Source organism: Acinetobacter wuhouensis (assembly GCF_001696605.3).
GTDB classification, from domain to species: Bacteria; Pseudomonadota; Gammaproteobacteria; order Pseudomonadales; family Moraxellaceae; genus Acinetobacter; species Acinetobacter wuhouensis.
Genome location: NZ_CP031716.1, coordinates 1,335,522 through 1,352,465 on the forward strand (window position 1 = coordinate 1,335,522; position 16,944 = coordinate 1,352,465).

Sequence of the window (16,944 nt, forward strand, 5' to 3'; positions counted from 1 at the left end):
AACAAGCCCGATAAGTGTTGGAAGCACAAAACGGGCTCTAATCATAATGTTATTAAGGCTAACAAAATGACTGATATCAATTCTAAGATAACTGACAGTGATAGCGCAAACTTCACATTTGCTGATGTATTGGCTCATGCTTATGATGCATCATTGGAGCAAGATTTTGAGACAATGATTAGCTTGCTGAAATTTACAGAAAAAAATGATGATGGTAAATCTGTAACATTCTCAATGCTGCGAATGGCTGTGCAAGATGCCTGTATTTTCAATTACAAGCTTTCTGTCTCACCAGAAAAGAAACTCGGAGAAGATGAGTATTCAGTAGTTCACAGCTGGATGAAAATATATGGGCAGAGAAATGGAATAAAAATAGTAAAAGGGAAACCATTGGCAAGTGGGAAGCGCCCAGATTTTTTTGCAGAGCTTGAGGGTGAAACTGTTCCAGTTGAGTGTAAAAAGTCATTCACTAGCAAATCACTCGCTCAGCTGCTTGAATACATGCATGAAATGAATGTGAAATCTGGATATGCGATTGCTTGCGATTTCAAGGTTGACCTTCCAGATAATATTACCAAGATTATTGTTCCAAAGATGTGGATGCTCGATGAGGATTGATTACTTCATCTGATAACCATGCCTATTTGAATAAATAAATTAATTTCAAACCAATGCCACCACTCGGTGGCTTTTTTTATGCCAAAAATTTGAGGAGTAGCTACTCATGGCGCGTATTAAATCCAACGGGACACAGATTTTTGCTGTTGTCGATGGTGCAGTGGTTCGTTTCACTTGCCCAAAAGCATTTTCATTCGGTGAGGATTCGTTCTCAAAGATTGAATCAACTTGTCTTGATTCAGACACTAAAGATTATGAGCGCGGCTTGCGTGATCCGGGCGAAGGCTCACTACAAATTGATCTTGATGATGAGAACGCAAGCCATTTACAGCTTATTGCATTGGCTGATTCAGGTGAAAAAGTGGATTGGTATGTAGGCTCAAGCCATTCAAAAACACCACCAACTTACACGGCTGGAAGCGGAATTGATCTTCCAAAAGATCGTATTTGGTGGTCATTTGAAGGCTATATCAACCCCGCCGCACCAACGATTGAGCAAGACACCTTGGTTGGTTACACATTCACACTTGTTCGCACTTCAGCAGTCGTAACAACTCCACGAGTGGTGACTCCATAATGGCTAAATTAAACCTAAGCGATATTGCACAAGGTGCATTGGTTAATGATATTCATGAGGCTGAAGTTGAATTCAAGCATCATGGGAAAACTGAAACTGTTGATATTCGCATCAAGCAATTGCCCTACGCGGTTACCGAGCCATTATTTAAGCGATTAAATAAAGGTGAAGATGTGGTTGCTGAGTGGATTTCTAAAGCATTGGTTGATGATGATGGCAATGTTTATCTAACCCAAAAGCAGGTATCAACAAACTTCACACCATCTTTGGCAGGTGCTGTATTTAATAAAATTCTAGGTATTGAAAAACCACCTAAGGATGAAGAGGGAAAGTCCGATTAACACCAGATGATGAATTCTGGTGTGAATTGGTTCTTAACGGGGTTGGTGGGCGCACAATTGCTGAAGCTAAATCCAATATGACTAATGCTGAGGTTTCTCAATGGGTTGCGTTTAGAAATAAACGCGGCTCTTTTTTTACTGGAAGGCGTGTCGAACAAGGCTTTGGTAATTTGATAGCGACCTATCTTGGTTCAAAAGGTGCCAAAGATGTAAAAGCACTGTCATTTATGCCACATGAGGAGCAACCACGGGAGATGTCGCTTGAGGAATATATGCTTCAAACATACGGTGGTGAGTAAGGAATCGACTTAGGTCGGTTTCTTTTTTAACAAATAGTTAGTATCTTGTCCTGAATAACAAATATTTGGGGTTGGGTGTGGAAATAGTAATAGCAGCAATTGTTGGTGTGATTATTTGGTATGTTTTGAAAGCTAAAAAGGAAGCAAGTGAAACAAGTATAAATCCAAACCTAAACAACATTTCATACGCGTACAACATTGTTGGTGAACAGTCCTATCAAAATAACTTAAAAAAGATAGCTGGCCCCAAAGAAGAAGAATCAAAGTTTTTTGAGTGCTATGCAAAAGTCAGCTCAGAGCCATTTAATCAGTATGATAAAAATGCTGTTAAGGTTGAGATCAATGGTTTGATTGTGGGTTACTTGAGCAAAGGTGAGGCAGTCAAACTAGCAGGAAAGGTAATAAATAAAACTGTGCCGGCGGTCATAGATGGTGGCTGGAAAGATGAAGAAAGTGCAGGTAGTTATGGTGTAAAGCTCGCAATTAATAACGTTAATGATCTGGTTTAGTTGGAGCTGAGAAATGAAAAAACTATTAATGGCGATTCTGCTAACCATATCAACACAAGTTATTTTTGCTGAGGAGCGAACCCTAGATGAGCGTTGTGATGGGCATTCAAAATATGTTATGGAGCTACTGGAAAATAAATATAAAGGTGAAACCCTGAAAGAGCAGCTAGAGCTAGTTGATGAATGGGATGATCGAGAGTATAGAGAGGAAATAAAAAGAATATTAACTAATTTAATCTACACTTTGCCAAAAGAATACACAGAACAGGGTATTAAATTTCAGGCATTGGCTACCTATACGGCAGCATATAGAAGCTGTATTAAGAAATACTCTTAAAGTTTTTAAGTATTAAAGCCTCGCACCAGCGGGGTTTTTTATTGCCTGAGGAAAAGTTATGGCAGCAGCATCCCTTGGTCGGTTGACCTTAGATTTAGCAGTAAAGCTCGGTTCATACGAACAGGGTATGACGCAGGCGGAACGCAAAACCAAGCAAACCACTGATAACATGAATAAAGCTTTCGCTGGATTCAAGAATCAGGTAGCAGATGCTTTAGGTGGAACTCAACTAGGTTCGCTTGTCGATTCATTTAATACAAAAATTGGCTCGCTCAGTGGTGGGATTGGCGTTGCTAGTGCTGCTTTGGCAGGAATGGTCGCAGGCGGTACTGTTTTGGCTGTCGCCAGCCTTAGCAAAATGGCTATTGAAACAGCAAAAGCCAATAATGAACTTCAGGTTTTGGCGAATCGAGCAAATACAAGCATCGGAAGCTTTCAGGTTTTGCAGTACGCTGCCGAGGGTTTAGGGGTTTCTCAAGATCAGCTTGGAAGTATTCTTGCTGATGTGCAAGAAAAGCTCGGTGAATTTAGTGCGACCAAAGGTGGCGGGGCTGCTGATTTCTTTGATGCATTGAAAAACAATACTAAGATGACAGAGAGTCAAATCAAGTCATTTGGTAAAACCTTGCAAGGTAAAGATGGCATTGAAGCCATTCAAATGCTTAACAATAAAATGGATGAGCTTGGAGTCACATCGCAAGAGCGCCGCTTTATTTTTGAGAGTTTAGCAAGCGACCTAGCCAATTTAGCACCAATATTTGCAGAGAATGGCAAGGCGTTGGATGCATTTGATTTAGCTCTTCAACAAGCTGGATTAAAAACCACGAAAGAGGCAGCGGAACAATCTCAGTTGCTGGCAGCCCAAGTTAAGGCGGTGAACTTGCAATTCCAAGGCTGGAAGAATCAACTGGTCTCAGGGTTTATGCCTGCCATCATTGATGTTGCTAATGCATTCTTTAGCACTTCCAAAAATGGACAGCAATTGCAAAGCGTTGGTGCCGGTATTGGGTCTGTGATGAAAGCAGTGGCAAAAGTCGCTCTCGGGGTTTCGGCCGCATTCACGATTGCTGGTAAAGTTATTGGTGGGGTAGCCGCTGCAATTGCTGCCTTAAAAGGGGATAAGATTGCAACCGTTAATATGATGTTTGATGATATTGAGCAAACTTTAGCGGATTACGGTAATCGCATTGATTCGTTTAGTATAATTGGTGATTCCGCAACCAAATCTACCAACGATTTAGTTAATGCAATTCTTGATGTTAATAGTGCTGCACAGCAGTCCGCAAAGGGCCTTGCATTAGATACTAAAGCAGCTGATGAAAATGCCAAAGCCACTGAAAAACAAGCTGCGGCAAAAACCAAGGTAGCAAAAGAGCAAGAAAACCTAAATAAGATGGTTGGTGCTTCCGCATTGTCTGGGTTGCGCATTAAGTCATCTGAGGCATTTGCCGGTGGTCAGGTTCGTGGTTATACCGCCAACTTTGCACAAATGGCGCAAAAGCAACTGGGATCCGACTTAAATCGCTTTACCGCGTTCAATGACTTATATCACAAAGGCACAAACAGCAAACATGCAACAGGTAATGCCTTTGATTTCACAATTGCTGATGCCTCTAAATCAACTCAGGCTGTCAAGCAGCTTGAGGATGTTGCCAAGCGATATGGTTATGTGGTTAAGGTCTTGGATGAGTACAGAAACCCATCATCACGCGCCACTGGTGGGCATTTGCATGTTTCTGTACTTGGATTTAAAGGCAATGCTGAGGCAGCAAAACAGGCACAAGATGAACTGGGTTTAATTGCCAAAACCAATGAGGAAGCGGATCGTATTCGGGAAGAATCTCAGCGGGCACAACAATCTGTTATTCGTCAGTATTTAACTGAGCGTGAAAAACTTGAGGTAGAGCATGGCGATAAGCTTTTAGATATTAAAATAGCCTTTGCTGGTGACCAATCAGCAATTAAAAAGTACAGCGACTTGCAAAATGCTGCATATCAAAAAGACGTTACTGAATATCAGGAAGCTCAGAAACAAAAAGAGCTGAGTGATAAAAAACAACTCCTTGAAGCTAAGCGCCACTGGATATCTACTGAAGACTATGCCAAAGAATATTACGCATTAGTACGAGAAGAAATTCTTAATACTGCGGAATATTCACCTGAGATGAAAAATGCGCTAGTAAAGCAGGCGAATATTCAGCAGGGAGTAGAAGAAAACTCCAAGCGTGAACAGGTTTGGAGTGATTATCAGTCCATGATGGGGCTTGAAAAGTCTCCATATCAGCAAGACATAGATTTGCTTGCAGAAGCACGTAAGCACATGCTATTGACAGAAGAGGAGTATCAACAACAGCGTTTGGCTATGCAGATGTCATACGGTGCCCAGTACGGTGCAGATTTTGCAGGCATGATGATGGGCTTAGTTGATTCATCAAGTTCGGCTTATGCCATTCTTGGTAGTGTTCAAAAAGGCTTTGCATTGTTCTCTACTGCAATGAATAGTTATCAAGCAATTTCAGCAGCTTGGGCATCAGCACCTTTCCCATATAATTTGCCAGCAGTTGGTATTGCAACAATGGAAACTGGATTGCTTCAAGCTGCTGTTTCAGCATTGAGTCCTGTTGGCTATGCAACTGGTGGTTTTACTGGATTCGGTGGTAAATATGAGCCGGCTGGTATTGTCCACAAAGGTGAAGGGGTTTTAACGCAAGAAGAAATCGCTGCACTAGGTGGGCCGGCTGGCTTCTATGCATTGCGAGATTCAATTCGTAATGGGTTCGCTGATGGTGGATTAGCGTTGGATGCGCCTAAATTGATAAATGCTCAAAGTCCAACTATTAGCGGATATATGGAGGAGGCGCAACAAAAACAACAAGCAAATTTACAGCATCTACAAATCAATAACATCTTAGATCCTTCGATTGTAGGTGATTTCATGGGCACTTCATCTGGTACTAAAACCTTTATGAATTTCATTAAAAATAATCGATCTTCGATTAAGGCGATGATTGCATGAAATTAACAACGGAAAATTTCGGTGAGGTAATTTTGTTAACTTCGCCAGCATTGGTTGGAGGGACTGAAACATTAGGGTTTAAAACTGATGTGTTTGAGTCTAAAAATGGTACAGAAGTCAGAACTCCGCTCAAAGATAAAGCCCGGCAAACGCTGGGCTTTTCTTCAGTTGTATTACGTAATGAAATTGCACAGCATTTCAATACTCAATGGGGCGGAATACGTAAAAACTGGGCTGTTCCATTGTTTCAGGAATCTCAATTTGTTGGTGATGTATCTGCTGATTTTGTGATGTGTCGGACTGATATTTTCTCTTTTTATGATGGCTGCCTTGCATTGTTGAAAAACAACTCTGAGCAAGTATTGGTTAAAGTTGAAACAGTTGAAGTCGACCGCTTGGTGCTTACTAATGTCGTGAATATCTCGAATGCGAAGCTTTACCCAGTGCGAGTATGTTTTATTAGCGGAGATATTTCGCGACAGATTAGCAGCCTACATACACAGTCATCCATTACATTTATCGTAATTGATGAACCTGAAGTTGCTGAAAGTGTGCCGCAACAATTTTTAGGAAATGATTTGTATTGGTTTTGCCTAACTTATTCTGGTGACTCCATGGAATCTACCTTGGTGCAGCAACAGAACATGATTAATAACGAAGTTGGAGTGATTTTTCAAAACTCAGATTGGAATTTTGCGCGATATTCAAAGCAGTACCGAGCGGTGATTCATAGTGCTGAAGATCTGTATGCATATCGGCAATTTCTATTTCGCAGACGAGGAAAATACCGTCCGTTCTGGTTGCCAACGTATGAAGCTAATATGCGCTGTAAAAGCACAGGATTCATTTCATCAGTCATGCTGATTGAATCCGATCAGTATAAGCAGCTTAGTGATGTTCGCAAACATATTGCAATCAAGAGTAATGGCATCTGGACGGCTCACACTATCACCGCATCTGCACTGGTTTCGGGAAGCACTGTACAAATCACGATAACGCCTGCGTTGAATAAGAATGCTTCATCTATTCAACGCATTTCATATTTAAGCCTACATCGATTAGATGCTGATTCTATTGATTTAAATTTTCAAGGTGCTGATATTGTTGAGGCTTCAGTTTCAATTTTAGAAATAGGGGTTTGAAAAATGGGATTGAGTAAATTTTTTCAATCACTAACCAACTCTGCTGTTCGTCGTGAATTGTACGAGTTCACAAGAGGTGAAAGTAAGTTTTACTACACATCTGGTGATAAGCCTGTTCAAGATGGCGAGACTATTTATGAAGCAATTACACTCACTAGATCATCAATTGATTCAAGTAGTGATTTAGAGAAAAATTCAATCGATATTATTTTTGCTTTGAATAGTGAGTTTGCACAAGATTGTCTACGTTCAGCACTTGAAGAAAACATTCTTGTTAAAGTAAGCAAGTTGCAGTTCGGCACGATTTCAACGTTGTGGCAGGGACGTGTAACTGCTGTTAAGCCCGAAGGTGTAGAAATTACACTGAAGTGTGAAACAGACTATACAAGTTTGGGGCGAGCTGGTGCGCGTTATAAGTATCAACGAACTTGTTGTCACGACTTGTACGGAAAGGGTTGTAAGCTAGACAAGTTGCTTTGGGGTATTCAAACAACAGTCAAATCAGTAGATAAATTAAATGTACAACTACGTAATTTATCTGTTGATGATAATTATTTTAGGCTTGGTATGTTGCAAAGTAATGCAGGTGTAAATGTAGCAATTGAATCGAGCACTGGACAATCAGTCACTTTGATTCGTCGCTTAGATACGCTGTCTAGTCAAATAACAACAGATGTGGCTTTATCTGAATATAACATTGCCAAAATTGAACTTGAGCAAGCTATTGCAAATCGTGATGCTTTAGATCCATTGAGTCCGACTTATGAGCAAGATTTTCAAAATGCAAAGAATATTGTAGAACAAAAGCAAGTTGTATTTGATTTAGCAGCTCAATCAGTATTTTTTGTGACAGTCTATCCCGGTTGCATGAAATCATTAACTGCATGCCATCGATTTGGTAACACTAATAATTTTCTCGGCTTTCCGTATATGCCAGAAGATAACCCGACGACAACTAGGATTGTGTAATGTTCCCGATTATAGCTGTAGTAATATCAATCGCATCAGCTGCGTACTCATATCTAATGATGAGAAAGGGTCAAAAAACAAAGCTATCACCAGGTGAGCTTGATTTAACTGCTGCTGATGAAGGGGGATCAATTCCTGTTATTTTTGGCACTTGTGATGTTGCACCAAACGTTACAGCATTTTTAGCTGAAACACCGAAGGCAATCAAAAAATAGGTGATCTATGCAATCTGAAAATGACCATTGCTCGCAAAATGCGGGCTTTATTTTTGTCCATCATATACGTGCTTGCAGCATGTGTACGATCAAAGCAAGACGCTTTTTTTTGAATCACGGCTTAACCAATGCTGAGATAAAAGATTTTTTTGATAACGGAATGCCAATAGCGCGTTTTGAGGAACTGTTTGGCCATGATGCAATGGCGCAGCAAGTGATTATGAGGGCTAAAGAAGATGGCTAAAAAGAAAAAGCAAACGATAGGTTATAAGTATTTTGCTAGTGCTCATTTTGTTTTATGTCATGGCCCAATCGATGCAATCACCAAAATTTCATTTCAAGACAAAGATGCTTATTTGGCAGAAGAGAATACAAATAAAACTATCTATATCAATAAGCCAAGCTTATTTGGTGGAGATGAGCAATCAGGTGGTATCCAAGGAAATATTGAGCTTTTATTTGGACGTTCAGATCAGCAGAAAAGCAGTACTTTACAGCGTATTTGCGCAAAAATTTCGAATGCCTTTGGTGGATTGATTTCTGCGTATCGTGGGGTGTGTTCGGTTGTTTTTGATAATGTTTACATCGGTACTGCACCAAACATGCCTGACTCAAAATGGCGTGTGAAGCGGATTCATACACGGCATGATGGTCAAGTTCAGTGGTATGACGAAAAAGCGGAAATCAATACAAAACAGTATTTATTTAAACCTGAAGATACGATTTGGAAATATAAAAGTGTTTCAGCGTCAGATTCGGCAGATTATACAGATGTAGATAAAAGCTTATGGAACAGTGGTGCATCACCGTTTGGTGATAAATTTTTTGCAGGTCCTGGGCACTATGGTTTTCCTACATCACCAGCTACAGTAATTGAACAACAAACAATTTTGTGGGCTGAAACATTCGTTGATATTGATTCATTGAATCAAAGTTTTTTATTTGAATGTTTTTTAGATAATGGAATAACAGTCTGGGTGAATGGGATCCTAACTTTATCTGATTACAATGTGAACGCTCACTATTATTCGAAAGAGTTGAGTGCTTCATTTTTCAAACTTGGTTCAAATAGAATCACTATTAAATGTATTGATGATGGTTTTGGAGAGCGTCCAGGTAATTGGATTTGGTTTGATTTAAGGTTAAAAAATCGATCAATGAAAGAAGCAGACATTAATCCAGCACATATCATACGTGAATGTTTGACAAATCAAGTATGGGGGGTAGGCGTTTCAGAATCGAATATTGACGATGCATCTTTTAGACATGCAGCTGATACTCTCTATGATGAACAAATGGGGATGTCGATCAAATGGACTGATTCAACTTCAATTAATGAGTTTGTTGATAACATCAAAGAGCACATTAATGCACAGCTATATTTGGATCGTGTCACAAACAAGTGGAAGCTTTATTTAATTCGTGATGACTATGATGATGTTAATTTAATTTTATTGGATGAAAGTAATATTCGTAATCTTGACTTTGAACGTCGCACTCTAGCTGAATGTGTCAATTCAGTCACTGTGACGTATTGGGATCGTGAGCGTGCAAAAGATTCAACTGTGACAGTTCAAGACATCGCTCGGATTGCACAACAAGGTGGGGTCATTTCTCAGTCAGTTGATTATAAAGGGTTTACCAATAGTGATTTGGCTAGTCGTGTTTCATTGCGTGATCTGAAAACACTATCCAGCACATTGGCATCAGTATCATTTGATGTGGATGAAAGTTTTTCTGAAAACTGGCACGAAGGTATGCCGTTTAAGCTATCTGATGAAAGCTATGGGCTATCTGAAGCTGTAATGCGTATCCGAACAATAAAACGTGGCGATGGGATCAATAACACAGTTTATGTCGAAGCAATTGAAGACTCTTTTAGCAGTCCAATGCAGTCTGTTGTTGAATATGTGCCACCGATCACCAGTGGCGATAGCACTGCAAAAAACGCGACAGCCATTGCATTTGAAGTGCCGTACATTGAGCTCGTTGAGCAGTATGGGCAGGATGAAGTAGATGCCAAACTTTCAAATTATCCTGAACTTGGTTATGTCGGAATGGCAGCAATCCGTCCAAATAACCAACATGTAAATGCAAGTTTATATGTGGATGCGGGTGCGGGTTACGATGAAAGAACGACTTTAGATTTCTGTCCAAGTGCTTCTTTGAAAAATGACATCGGATATATGGATTCGAGTTTTGAACTTGAAAATGTTGCTGAATTTGAATTGCTTGACGTAAATCATCGAATCCAAGTCAATGATGAAATCATGGCTTTTGTTAGTTTTAATGCAGTAACAAATGTGGTCAATGTGAAACGTGGATGTTTTGACACAGTACCGCAAAAGCATGATGCGGGTTCAAAAGTGTTTGGTTGGGATAATTATTCAGGTCTTGATGATTTAGAGTATTTAAGCGGAGAGAATGTTTCACTTAAGGCATTAACACTGACCGGATCGGATGTACTTGATGTTAGCGAAGCAACAGCACACGACTTGACCTGCGCTGCGCGTGCAATCCGCCCTTACCCACCAGCCAATGTAAAAATTAATGGTGAATATTGGCCTGTAGATATTGAAACGGATCTGATTTTAACATGGGTAGATCGAAACCGCATACAGCAAACCGGTGGTGAAATTCTTGGGTGGTATGAAGGCAGTGTAACACTGGAAAGCGGGACCACTTACATTATTTCCATCTACGCATTTGATTATTCTAATAATTCCGAGACGCTACTTTTAACTCAAAATGTTGGTGTTGTGAATTCACATACGATAGACATTTCAAACATCACTACCGACGCGATAAAAGTAAAAATCTCATCCGAGCGAGATGGATTTTTGAGCTTTCAGAGTTTTGAGCATGTGCTTTCTTTGCGTGAAACGCGCATTACGGAGTCGGGTGAAACCCGCGTAACCGAGGCTGGCGAAATATTAATTATTTAGAATTTAGAGGAGCTCATCATGGCTAAAAAGATTTCAGAATTACCAGCAGCTACAACACCGTTGGACGGAACTGAGCTTATCGAGGTTGTTCAGGGCGGCGTAAGTAAACAAGTTGCTTCAAATAACCTTGGCGGTGGAGGGTCGTCTAGCGGAACTATAAACAGCAACTTAAATATTGAAGGTGTTGCCAGGCGTATTCTATCAAGGTTTTCTGGTTCTCCAATTTCAGATAGAACACTTTTTCAAACAATTGATGATGACAGTCAAACATCTGTAGGCGCTATACCATCTGGCACATCTAATATAAGTACCTTTACTGCATTTAGTTCATCTGATCCTAATAACTCAAACTATATGCAGATTTCAGTAGTTGGCAGTCAGTGCAGGCTTAACGCAAGTAGTGCTGGTACAGGACAAGCTGTAAATATGTCTTTCATTCTAAATGATTCCGAGGTTATGACGCTTGGTAAGGATGCAAAATTAAACCTGACAAATGTTGGAGATCTGAGCAAGCAAGCAGATATTACAGCCACAACATACGGTATAAATGGCGGTGGAATACTACATGGTAGATACGCAAGAGGTACACCAGCTGCACCAACAGGTGTTTTAAAAGGTGATATATTTTCAGGTGTTGGTGGTCGAGCCTACCATTCTGGTGGAGACTTTCAGGCTTCATCTCCTGTTTCTATCCACTGGGTTGCAGCAGAAAATCAAACACCGACTAATTATGGTTCTTATTTAAGATTCCTTACAACACCAAAAGGCTCAAATGTTCGTCAAGAACGAGTTATAATGCCACATCATGGCGGTATATTTGTACATTCTGCAAGTGGCACTTGGGATGCTTCTAATGACTTGCATACAAGTCCAATTTCCAATATTAATGACGCTGCATTGACTGTAAGTTCGTCTGGTGGTGTGCAATCAAACATTAATGTTGTTAATTATGGTGCTTCTGCATCTGCTGGTATTCGTTGTGCAACTACTGGTGGTAGTGTTGAATCCCCATCAGCAACACCAGCTAATACTATGATTGGTTTTATTACTGGTCAAGGGTACTCTACATCCGGTTGGGCTTCTGGTGCAAAAGCTATAATGTCTTTCCATTCCAATACAGTATGGAGTGATACAAATCAAAGTACATATATTGGGTTTGGAACAACAGCAGTAAACTCTGTAATAAGACAAGAAAGATTACGAATAAAGTCTTCTGGTCAGGTTAATTATGTACCACTAGCTTCAGCTCCAACAGTTGATGTTAGTGAGGGTGATGTCTATTTTGATTCAACTTTAAAAAAATTACGGTGCTATGACGGCACATCATGGATTAATTTACACTAACTAATGCGCCCAATAAGGTGCTTTTTTATTGCCAAAATTTAGGGGGCGCAAGTGAATGAACCAAGTGCATCACTTTGGAAAAAATTAAATGAAGTGACAGATAAATTGCAAAAAGTATCTGAACAACTCATTGAATCAAATGCAATTAATAAAGGGTATCACCAAGCACTTGATCAGCAACGAGTCAAAATTGAAGCGCTTGAACAGCAAAACCATCAAGCTCAAGGCGCTATCGGTTTATTGAAGTGGGGGGCAGCGATATTGCTCGGTATAGCTGTTTCGGGTGGCACATGGACCATTAATACAATCAATCAACTTAAGCAAGACACGGCAATTATTCAGAGCCATAGAGAGGATCGTAAATGAAATTAATTGAAGATTGGAAACTAGCTTGGAAACTCAAGTCGGTGCAAGTAGGCGCAATTAGCGCCTTTTTTTTTGTCTTGAGTTTATTCTCTGAGCACTTTTTAACATTCTGGAATTTGATTCCTCAGGATGTGAAAAATTCAATTCCTGAACAATGGAAAGAATACGTTGGTGCATTTGTTGGTGTGGCTATGATCTTAGCTCGGTTAAAAGCACAACCTGAACTTCATATTCAACAGTTTGCTAAAATTCAACAAGTGACAAGCAAGGTTGGTATTGATCGAATCTGTGGGTATGAGGGCTTTGAAAATGAAGCTTATCCCGATAGCGGAGGCGTTTGGACGATCGGTTTTGGAACAATCAAATACCCGAATGGGGTGCGGGTTAAAAAAGGTGATAAATGTACGCTTGAGCAAGCCAAAGCATATATGGCATATGATTTAAAATCATTTGAAAATGCTGTCAATAAAGTGAAAGTTCAGCTTAATCAAAATCAGTTCGATGCATTGGTTTCATTGGCTTACAACATTGGTGTAAGTGCTTTTCTAAATTCTACATTGCTTAAAAAATTGAATGTAGGTGATTACAAAGGTGCTGCCGAACAATTTCCGCGCTGGAATAAGGTGAAAGGTAAAGTGGTGAATGGTCTTACAAATCGTCGTTTAAGTGAAAAGAAATTGTTTGAAAAAGCCCTCTAAGGAGGGTTTTGATCTGATGATACAGTTGCGAAATATAATGAGTGCAAGAGTAAGCATGATGCGGTGGTGAAAGCCCTCTGAGTAAGTTCTTACGCCAAATTTACGCCAATTAAATTTAAATAATTGAAATTAAATATAAAAAAGCTCCTATTAAAGGAGCTTTTTGAAGGTATCGAAATTATTGTTGAGCTTTTTCTTTAACATCCGCAGCACCTTGTTCAACAGCACCCGCTGTTGCTGCAGTTGCATCTTTAGCAGCATCAATTGTAGCATCAGCGGCATTCGCAGTTGCATTTGCAGCATTATCTACAGCTGTCGCAGTTGCTGTTGCAGCATTGTCGGCTGCTTGTGCAGTTGCATTTGCAGCGTCTTGAGTTGCATTAGCCACATCATGACCTGCTTGAGTTGCCGCGTTTTCAATGTGTTCACCTGTGGTTGCACCTGTTTCAGGTGCTTTTTCTTTGTTACAACCTACAAGAGCAACAGTAGCAGCGAGACCTAGAGCAACGATATACTTATTCATTATGATTCACCTTTGTTAAACTAATTTTTGGCATCCAGCAGCTGGACAGAATCAATATAATTAGAAAAATTAATCAAATCAAAAAATAAAGTGTAAAGTTTTATATACCTATAATCTGTCATGCCAACATTTTTGATGTAAAACAAAGTATTTTTAATTTTAAAATAATACTCGTTTAATATTTAATTTGATTGATGAAATATTTTAACGAATGATAAATTTTTATAAAAATAATTGTAAATATTTTATTTAGAATTATTAAATCATAAGTTTTGGTTGTGTTTGATGTGACAATTTTTGTTTAAAAATGACAATTTTATACTTAAGCTAAATTGTAAATTGAACTTAAATTAAAAAAGAACTTTATTTAAAAAAACATATTTACAACTGAATAAAAATGGTTAGAATTGTTTTTAAAAATGTGAGTCAAATCAAATAATTTTATGGTTGCAAGAGATGTAATACATAAAATTTATATATATTTTTTTAAGAATGATGAATTATTGAACTAAATTATGGGGCATAAATATACATGTTGGATTTAAATAATTCTCGGAAGGTCCCAGACGATTTTGTAGTATTTGCTGAAAATCAAATTAGGCACTTGTTAAACTCTGTCTCTGGGATAGAGTTTGTGATGTTATGTACTTCAGACGGTTTTGAAATTGCTTTGGCGAATAAGAAAAATATTAGTAATTCTGGGAAAATTGCTGCAGTCAGTAGTTCGATTTTAGCAATGGTTACTGCTTTTACTTCAGAAATTAATCTTGTTGGATGTCAAACAATTACCTTAGATGCTGAAAATGGCAAAGCCCTTTTAACATCAGTTGCTCATCCAAAATACCCCTTAGTTTTAGTCGCGATGACAAATAGAGATATTTTGCTTGGTCAAATGCTGTATGAGGTTAAGTCGACAGCTGAACGATTAGTGAATAAGGTATAAATTATTTCATTTTAAAATAATCAATTGATAAATTATTTTAAATTTCTATTGTGTAATTAATATTTTTTATGTTATTAAAATAAGCAAGAGAAATGATTAACTAGATTGATTATCTAAATAAAATTAAAATAGGTATTCAATTAGAAGAATACACATTTTATAAAGCTTAGCTAGAGATATACTTTTAGCTAAATAGTAAAGTGTTTTAGTAAAGCAAAATAAAAATTGAATTACTAAAATGAACAACAATGTTAAATAGAAACGGGGACGCTCATGGCTCGTATTACACTAGATCAATTAACTGATATCGATGGTTTCGTTTGCGCTGCATTAGTAGATAGCGAAAGTGGTTTATCTTTAGCTACAGCTGGTACTGGCTTAGACTTAGAATTAGCAGCAGCAGGTAATACTGAAGTTGTTCGTGCTAAGCGCAAAGTTGCTAAAGCATTAAAATTAGATGATGTAATTGAAGATATTTTAATTACATTAGGTAAACAGTATCACTTGATTCGTCCACTTGATTCAAATGAAAATCTATTCCTTTACCTTGTATTAGATCGTTCAAAGTCTAATTTGGCAATGGCTCGTCATGAACTGAAAAGTTTTGAAAAAGAATTAGATTTCTCTTAATTCATTGCTTAGGTTGTAAAAAAACTCGTCTCAGGACGAGTTTTTTATTGGCGGATGATGTATAACATCAGTATCGATTTTAAAGCTGTAAGATCATGTTAGAAGCTGGAATTTATAAACACTATAAAGGAAATTTATATCAAGTCTTTCATGTGGCAACACATAGTGAAACGAGAGAGAAACTTGTAGTTTATCAATGCCTATATGGTGATTATTCAATGTGGGTAAGACCCTATGAAATGTTTATAGAAACTGTTGAATTAGAAAATGGTCAAGTGGTTCCTCGATTTGAGTTTTTACATTCAGTCTAATTGGGGGGGAGATCGCTGTATTTAAATAAAAGACGAACATAGATATTGATAATGAGTCAAATCGACAATAAAAGTAAAATTGTCATGGAAATGACGTAAATGATTGAAACAATAATATTGAGATAGATGAGGATGATCTAACATGAGTTTGAGTAGCCCATTTTTACAACGATTAAATGAGTTATACCAATCCTTTATCAAGTTTGATGCTACGCAATGCGATCGTATTAAACGTTATCGAAATATAGAGCCAGAGTCTGCTTTATTCCTAGCTATGCAAATTAGGATTCAGCAATCAAAAAGAATTTTAGAGATTGGTACTTCGACGGGTTATTCCACACTGTGGTTGGCTGATGCTGCTCAAGTCACGGGTGGTCAAGTGACTACAGTTGAGATTGATGAAAAACGCACACAGCAAGCCAAAGAATATGCTAAAGAATTACAAGTGGATGATGTGATAGATTTTTGGGTTGGTGATGCACAGCAGTTTTTAGAAAACAGTCAGCAGAAATATGATTTTATTTTACTTGATGCAGAGCGAGATGCTTATTTAAATTATTGGAAATATTTACAAAATATGATTGAAAATCAAGGTGGTGTACTTATTGTTGATAATGTTATTTCACATTCTGCTGAAGTGAAAAGTTTTATTACAGAAGTTAAGCAAGACCAACGCTTTATAACAACTACATTGCCAATAGGTGCAGGGCTTTTTATTGTGACATTTAAGAATTAAATTTGATGTACTTGTGTAGATCAGGAAGTATATCCTCCTGATCTTTTTATTTTAGAAAATTATAAAATTGATAGTCGCTTAAAATGTAAATCGTATTCTAAGTATTTATGCACGAAGGCAGTTTTATCACTACAGCGTAGTAAATTATCGTATATAAATTCTGGGACAGGATGGTAAAGTTCACCAGAACCATTGTTATAAAAAATTTTTAAATACCGTGAAGAAGCATTGTACTTCCAAGAAGTCACGGTAATCATTGATCCCATAAGCAACCCCTTAAATTTTTGATTATTTTACAGAAAATTGTTTCTCTGTATGATTTGAACTTAGTCTATTTGTATGTTGGAAAGTATTACAGTTTTGTAACTTATCACGTAATTTTTTGACTATGGATATGCTTTTTTTTGAATAATGCTATTTTCAAG

21 protein-coding genes and 1 pseudogene are annotated in these 16,944 nt (G+C 38.2%); 20 read left to right on the plus strand and 2 right to left on the minus strand.

The features are described 5' to 3' along the window. Window positions 1–66: 66 nt before the first annotated feature. The 16 genes and pseudogenes from BEN71_RS07025 (at window position 67) to BEN71_RS07095 (ending at window position 13,376) form a co-directional block, all read left to right on the plus strand. Window positions 67–618 (plus strand): PD-(D/E)XK nuclease family protein, encoded by a 552-nt coding sequence (locus BEN71_RS07025; protein ID WP_068975295.1) that lies wholly within the window; start codon window positions 67–69, stop codon window positions 616–618. Window positions 619–724: 106 nt separating this feature from the next. Beyond that, complete coding sequence (locus BEN71_RS07030) at window positions 725–1,195, plus strand: phage tail tube protein (protein ID WP_068975868.1); 471 nt, start codon at window positions 725–727, stop codon at window positions 1,193–1,195. Next, window positions 1,195–1,536, plus strand: coding sequence for a phage tail assembly chaperone family protein, TAC (locus BEN71_RS07035; protein WP_068975865.1), 342 nt, complete (start codon window positions 1,195–1,197; stop codon window positions 1,534–1,536). The genes BEN71_RS07030 and BEN71_RS07035 overlap by 1 nt, the downstream gene beginning before the upstream one ends. Window positions 1,537–1,562: 26 nt before the next feature. Continuing rightward, window positions 1,563–1,835 (plus strand): phage tail assembly protein T, encoded by a 273-nt coding sequence (locus tag BEN71_RS07040; protein ID WP_227542662.1) that lies wholly within the window; start codon window positions 1,563–1,565, stop codon window positions 1,833–1,835. Window positions 1,836–1,912: 77 nt separating this feature from the next. After that, window positions 1,913–2,344, plus strand: a complete 432-nt coding sequence (locus tag BEN71_RS07045) for a hypothetical protein (protein WP_068975866.1) — start codon at window positions 1,913–1,915, stop codon at window positions 2,342–2,344. Between the two features lie 13 nt (window positions 2,345–2,357). Then, window positions 2,358–2,681, plus strand: coding sequence for a hypothetical protein (locus BEN71_RS07050; RefSeq protein ID WP_086322818.1), 324 nt, complete (start codon window positions 2,358–2,360; stop codon window positions 2,679–2,681). Between the two features lie 58 nt (window positions 2,682–2,739). Next, the gene (locus BEN71_RS07055; protein WP_117276778.1) at window positions 2,740–5,697 is read left to right on the plus strand and encodes a phage tail tape measure protein; all 2,958 of its coding nucleotides are present in this window, start codon (window positions 2,740–2,742) and stop codon (window positions 5,695–5,697) included. Continuing rightward, window positions 5,694–6,839 carry a hypothetical protein gene (locus tag BEN71_RS07060; protein WP_068975513.1) on the plus strand — a complete coding sequence of 382 codons (1,146 nt, stop codon included), beginning with the start codon at window positions 5,694–5,696 and terminating at the stop codon, window positions 6,837–6,839. Before BEN71_RS07055 ends, BEN71_RS07060 begins: the two co-directional genes overlap by 4 nt. Window positions 6,840–6,842: 3 nt before the next feature. Then, window positions 6,843–7,808: a baseplate hub domain-containing protein gene (locus BEN71_RS07065; protein WP_068975512.1), complete on the plus strand. Its 966-nt coding sequence runs from the start codon at window positions 6,843–6,845 to the stop codon at window positions 7,806–7,808. Then, window positions 7,808–8,023 (plus strand): hypothetical protein, encoded by a 216-nt coding sequence (locus tag BEN71_RS07070; RefSeq protein WP_068975511.1) that lies wholly within the window; start codon window positions 7,808–7,810, stop codon window positions 8,021–8,023. The genes BEN71_RS07065 and BEN71_RS07070 overlap by 1 nt, the downstream gene beginning before the upstream one ends. Window positions 8,024–8,030: 7 nt before the next feature. Beyond that, entirely contained in the window at window positions 8,031–8,267 is a 237-nt protein-coding gene (locus BEN71_RS07075) for a hypothetical protein (protein ID WP_068975510.1), read from the plus strand. After that, on the plus strand, window positions 8,260–10,968 hold the full coding sequence (locus tag BEN71_RS07080) for a phage tail protein (protein ID WP_068975509.1): 2,709 nt from the start codon (window positions 8,260–8,262) through the stop codon (window positions 10,966–10,968). Before BEN71_RS07075 ends, BEN71_RS07080 begins: the two co-directional genes overlap by 8 nt. 18 nt (window positions 10,969–10,986) lie before the next feature. Continuing rightward, the gene (locus BEN71_RS07085) at window positions 10,987–12,312 is read left to right on the plus strand and encodes a hypothetical protein (RefSeq protein ID WP_068975508.1); all 1,326 of its coding nucleotides are present in this window, start codon (window positions 10,987–10,989) and stop codon (window positions 12,310–12,312) included. 51 nt (window positions 12,313–12,363) lie between these two features. Next, window positions 12,364–12,678: a hypothetical protein gene (locus tag BEN71_RS07090; RefSeq protein ID WP_068975507.1), complete on the plus strand. Its 315-nt coding sequence runs from the start codon at window positions 12,364–12,366 to the stop codon at window positions 12,676–12,678. Next, a pseudogene (locus tag BEN71_RS19565) lies at window positions 12,675–12,836 on the plus strand (DUF7940 domain-containing protein); the annotation flags it as partial. The gene BEN71_RS07090 and the pseudogene BEN71_RS19565, both read left to right, overlap by 4 nt. A gap of 33 nt (window positions 12,837–12,869) precedes the next feature. After that, window positions 12,870–13,376: a lysozyme gene (locus tag BEN71_RS07095; protein ID WP_117276794.1), complete on the plus strand. Its 507-nt coding sequence runs from the start codon at window positions 12,870–12,872 to the stop codon at window positions 13,374–13,376. 178 nt (window positions 13,377–13,554) lie between these two features. Here BEN71_RS07095 and BEN71_RS07100 read toward each other — a convergent pair whose 3' ends face one another. Next, window positions 13,555–13,899: a hypothetical protein gene (locus tag BEN71_RS07100; RefSeq protein WP_068972739.1), complete on the minus strand. Its 345-nt coding sequence runs from the start codon at window positions 13,897–13,899 to the stop codon at window positions 13,555–13,557. Window positions 13,900–14,431: 532 nt separating this feature from the next. Between BEN71_RS07100 and BEN71_RS07105 the strand changes: the two genes are divergently transcribed. The 4 genes from BEN71_RS07105 (at window position 14,432) to BEN71_RS07120 (ending at window position 16,519) form a co-directional block, all read left to right on the plus strand. Then, complete coding sequence (locus BEN71_RS07105; protein WP_068972740.1) at window positions 14,432–14,842, plus strand: roadblock/LC7 domain-containing protein; 411 nt, start codon at window positions 14,432–14,434, stop codon at window positions 14,840–14,842. A 273-nt stretch (window positions 14,843–15,115) separates the two neighbouring features. Then, on the plus strand, window positions 15,116–15,472 hold the full coding sequence (locus BEN71_RS07110; RefSeq protein ID WP_068972741.1) for a roadblock/LC7 domain-containing protein: 357 nt from the start codon (window positions 15,116–15,118) through the stop codon (window positions 15,470–15,472). Between the two features lie 92 nt (window positions 15,473–15,564). Beyond that, window positions 15,565–15,783 carry a DUF1653 domain-containing protein gene (locus BEN71_RS07115; RefSeq protein WP_068972742.1) on the plus strand — a complete coding sequence of 73 codons (219 nt, stop codon included), beginning with the start codon at window positions 15,565–15,567 and terminating at the stop codon, window positions 15,781–15,783. Between the two features lie 142 nt (window positions 15,784–15,925). Beyond that, window positions 15,926–16,519 (plus strand): O-methyltransferase, encoded by a 594-nt coding sequence (locus tag BEN71_RS07120; RefSeq protein ID WP_068972743.1) that lies wholly within the window; start codon window positions 15,926–15,928, stop codon window positions 16,517–16,519. A 59-nt stretch (window positions 16,520–16,578) separates the two neighbouring features. On the opposite strand, the gene BEN71_RS07125 is transcribed toward BEN71_RS07120, so the two are convergent. Next, entirely contained in the window at window positions 16,579–16,785 is a 207-nt protein-coding gene (locus BEN71_RS07125) for a KTSC domain-containing protein (RefSeq protein ID WP_086322726.1), read from the minus strand. Window positions 16,786–16,944: the final 159 nt, after the last annotated feature.

Coding starts and splice junctions, on each gene's coding strand:
- BEN71_RS07025 (WP_068975295.1), top strand. CDS start 67: ATGACTGATATCAATTCTAAGATAACTGACAGTGATAGCGCAAACTTC.
- BEN71_RS07030 (WP_068975868.1), top strand. CDS start 725: ATGGCGCGTATTAAATCCAACGGGACACAGATTTTTGCTGTTGTCGAT.
- BEN71_RS07035 (WP_068975865.1), top strand. CDS start 1,195: ATGGCTAAATTAAACCTAAGCGATATTGCACAAGGTGCATTGGTTAAT.
- BEN71_RS07050 (WP_086322818.1), top strand. CDS start 2,358: ATGAAAAAACTATTAATGGCGATTCTGCTAACCATATCAACACAAGTT.
- BEN71_RS07055 (WP_117276778.1), top strand. CDS start 2,740: ATGGCAGCAGCATCCCTTGGTCGGTTGACCTTAGATTTAGCAGTAAAG.
- BEN71_RS07060 (WP_068975513.1), top strand. CDS start 5,694: ATGAAATTAACAACGGAAAATTTCGGTGAGGTAATTTTGTTAACTTCG.
- BEN71_RS07065 (WP_068975512.1), top strand. CDS start 6,843: ATGGGATTGAGTAAATTTTTTCAATCACTAACCAACTCTGCTGTTCGT.
- BEN71_RS07070 (WP_068975511.1), top strand. CDS start 7,808: ATGTTCCCGATTATAGCTGTAGTAATATCAATCGCATCAGCTGCGTAC.
- BEN71_RS07075 (WP_068975510.1), top strand. CDS start 8,031: ATGCAATCTGAAAATGACCATTGCTCGCAAAATGCGGGCTTTATTTTT.
- BEN71_RS07080 (WP_068975509.1), top strand. CDS start 8,260: ATGGCTAAAAAGAAAAAGCAAACGATAGGTTATAAGTATTTTGCTAGT.
- BEN71_RS07085 (WP_068975508.1), top strand. CDS start 10,987: ATGGCTAAAAAGATTTCAGAATTACCAGCAGCTACAACACCGTTGGAC.
- BEN71_RS07095 (WP_117276794.1), top strand. CDS start 12,870: ATGATCTTAGCTCGGTTAAAAGCACAACCTGAACTTCATATTCAACAG.
- BEN71_RS07100 (WP_068972739.1), bottom strand. CDS start 13,899: ATGAATAAGTATATCGTTGCTCTAGGTCTCGCTGCTACTGTTGCTCTT.
- BEN71_RS07105 (WP_068972740.1), top strand. CDS start 14,432: ATGTTGGATTTAAATAATTCTCGGAAGGTCCCAGACGATTTTGTAGTA.
- BEN71_RS07110 (WP_068972741.1), top strand. CDS start 15,116: ATGGCTCGTATTACACTAGATCAATTAACTGATATCGATGGTTTCGTT.
- BEN71_RS07120 (WP_068972743.1), top strand. CDS start 15,926: ATGAGTTTGAGTAGCCCATTTTTACAACGATTAAATGAGTTATACCAA.
- BEN71_RS07125 (WP_086322726.1), bottom strand. CDS start 16,785: ATGGGATCAATGATTACCGTGACTTCTTGGAAGTACAATGCTTCTTCA.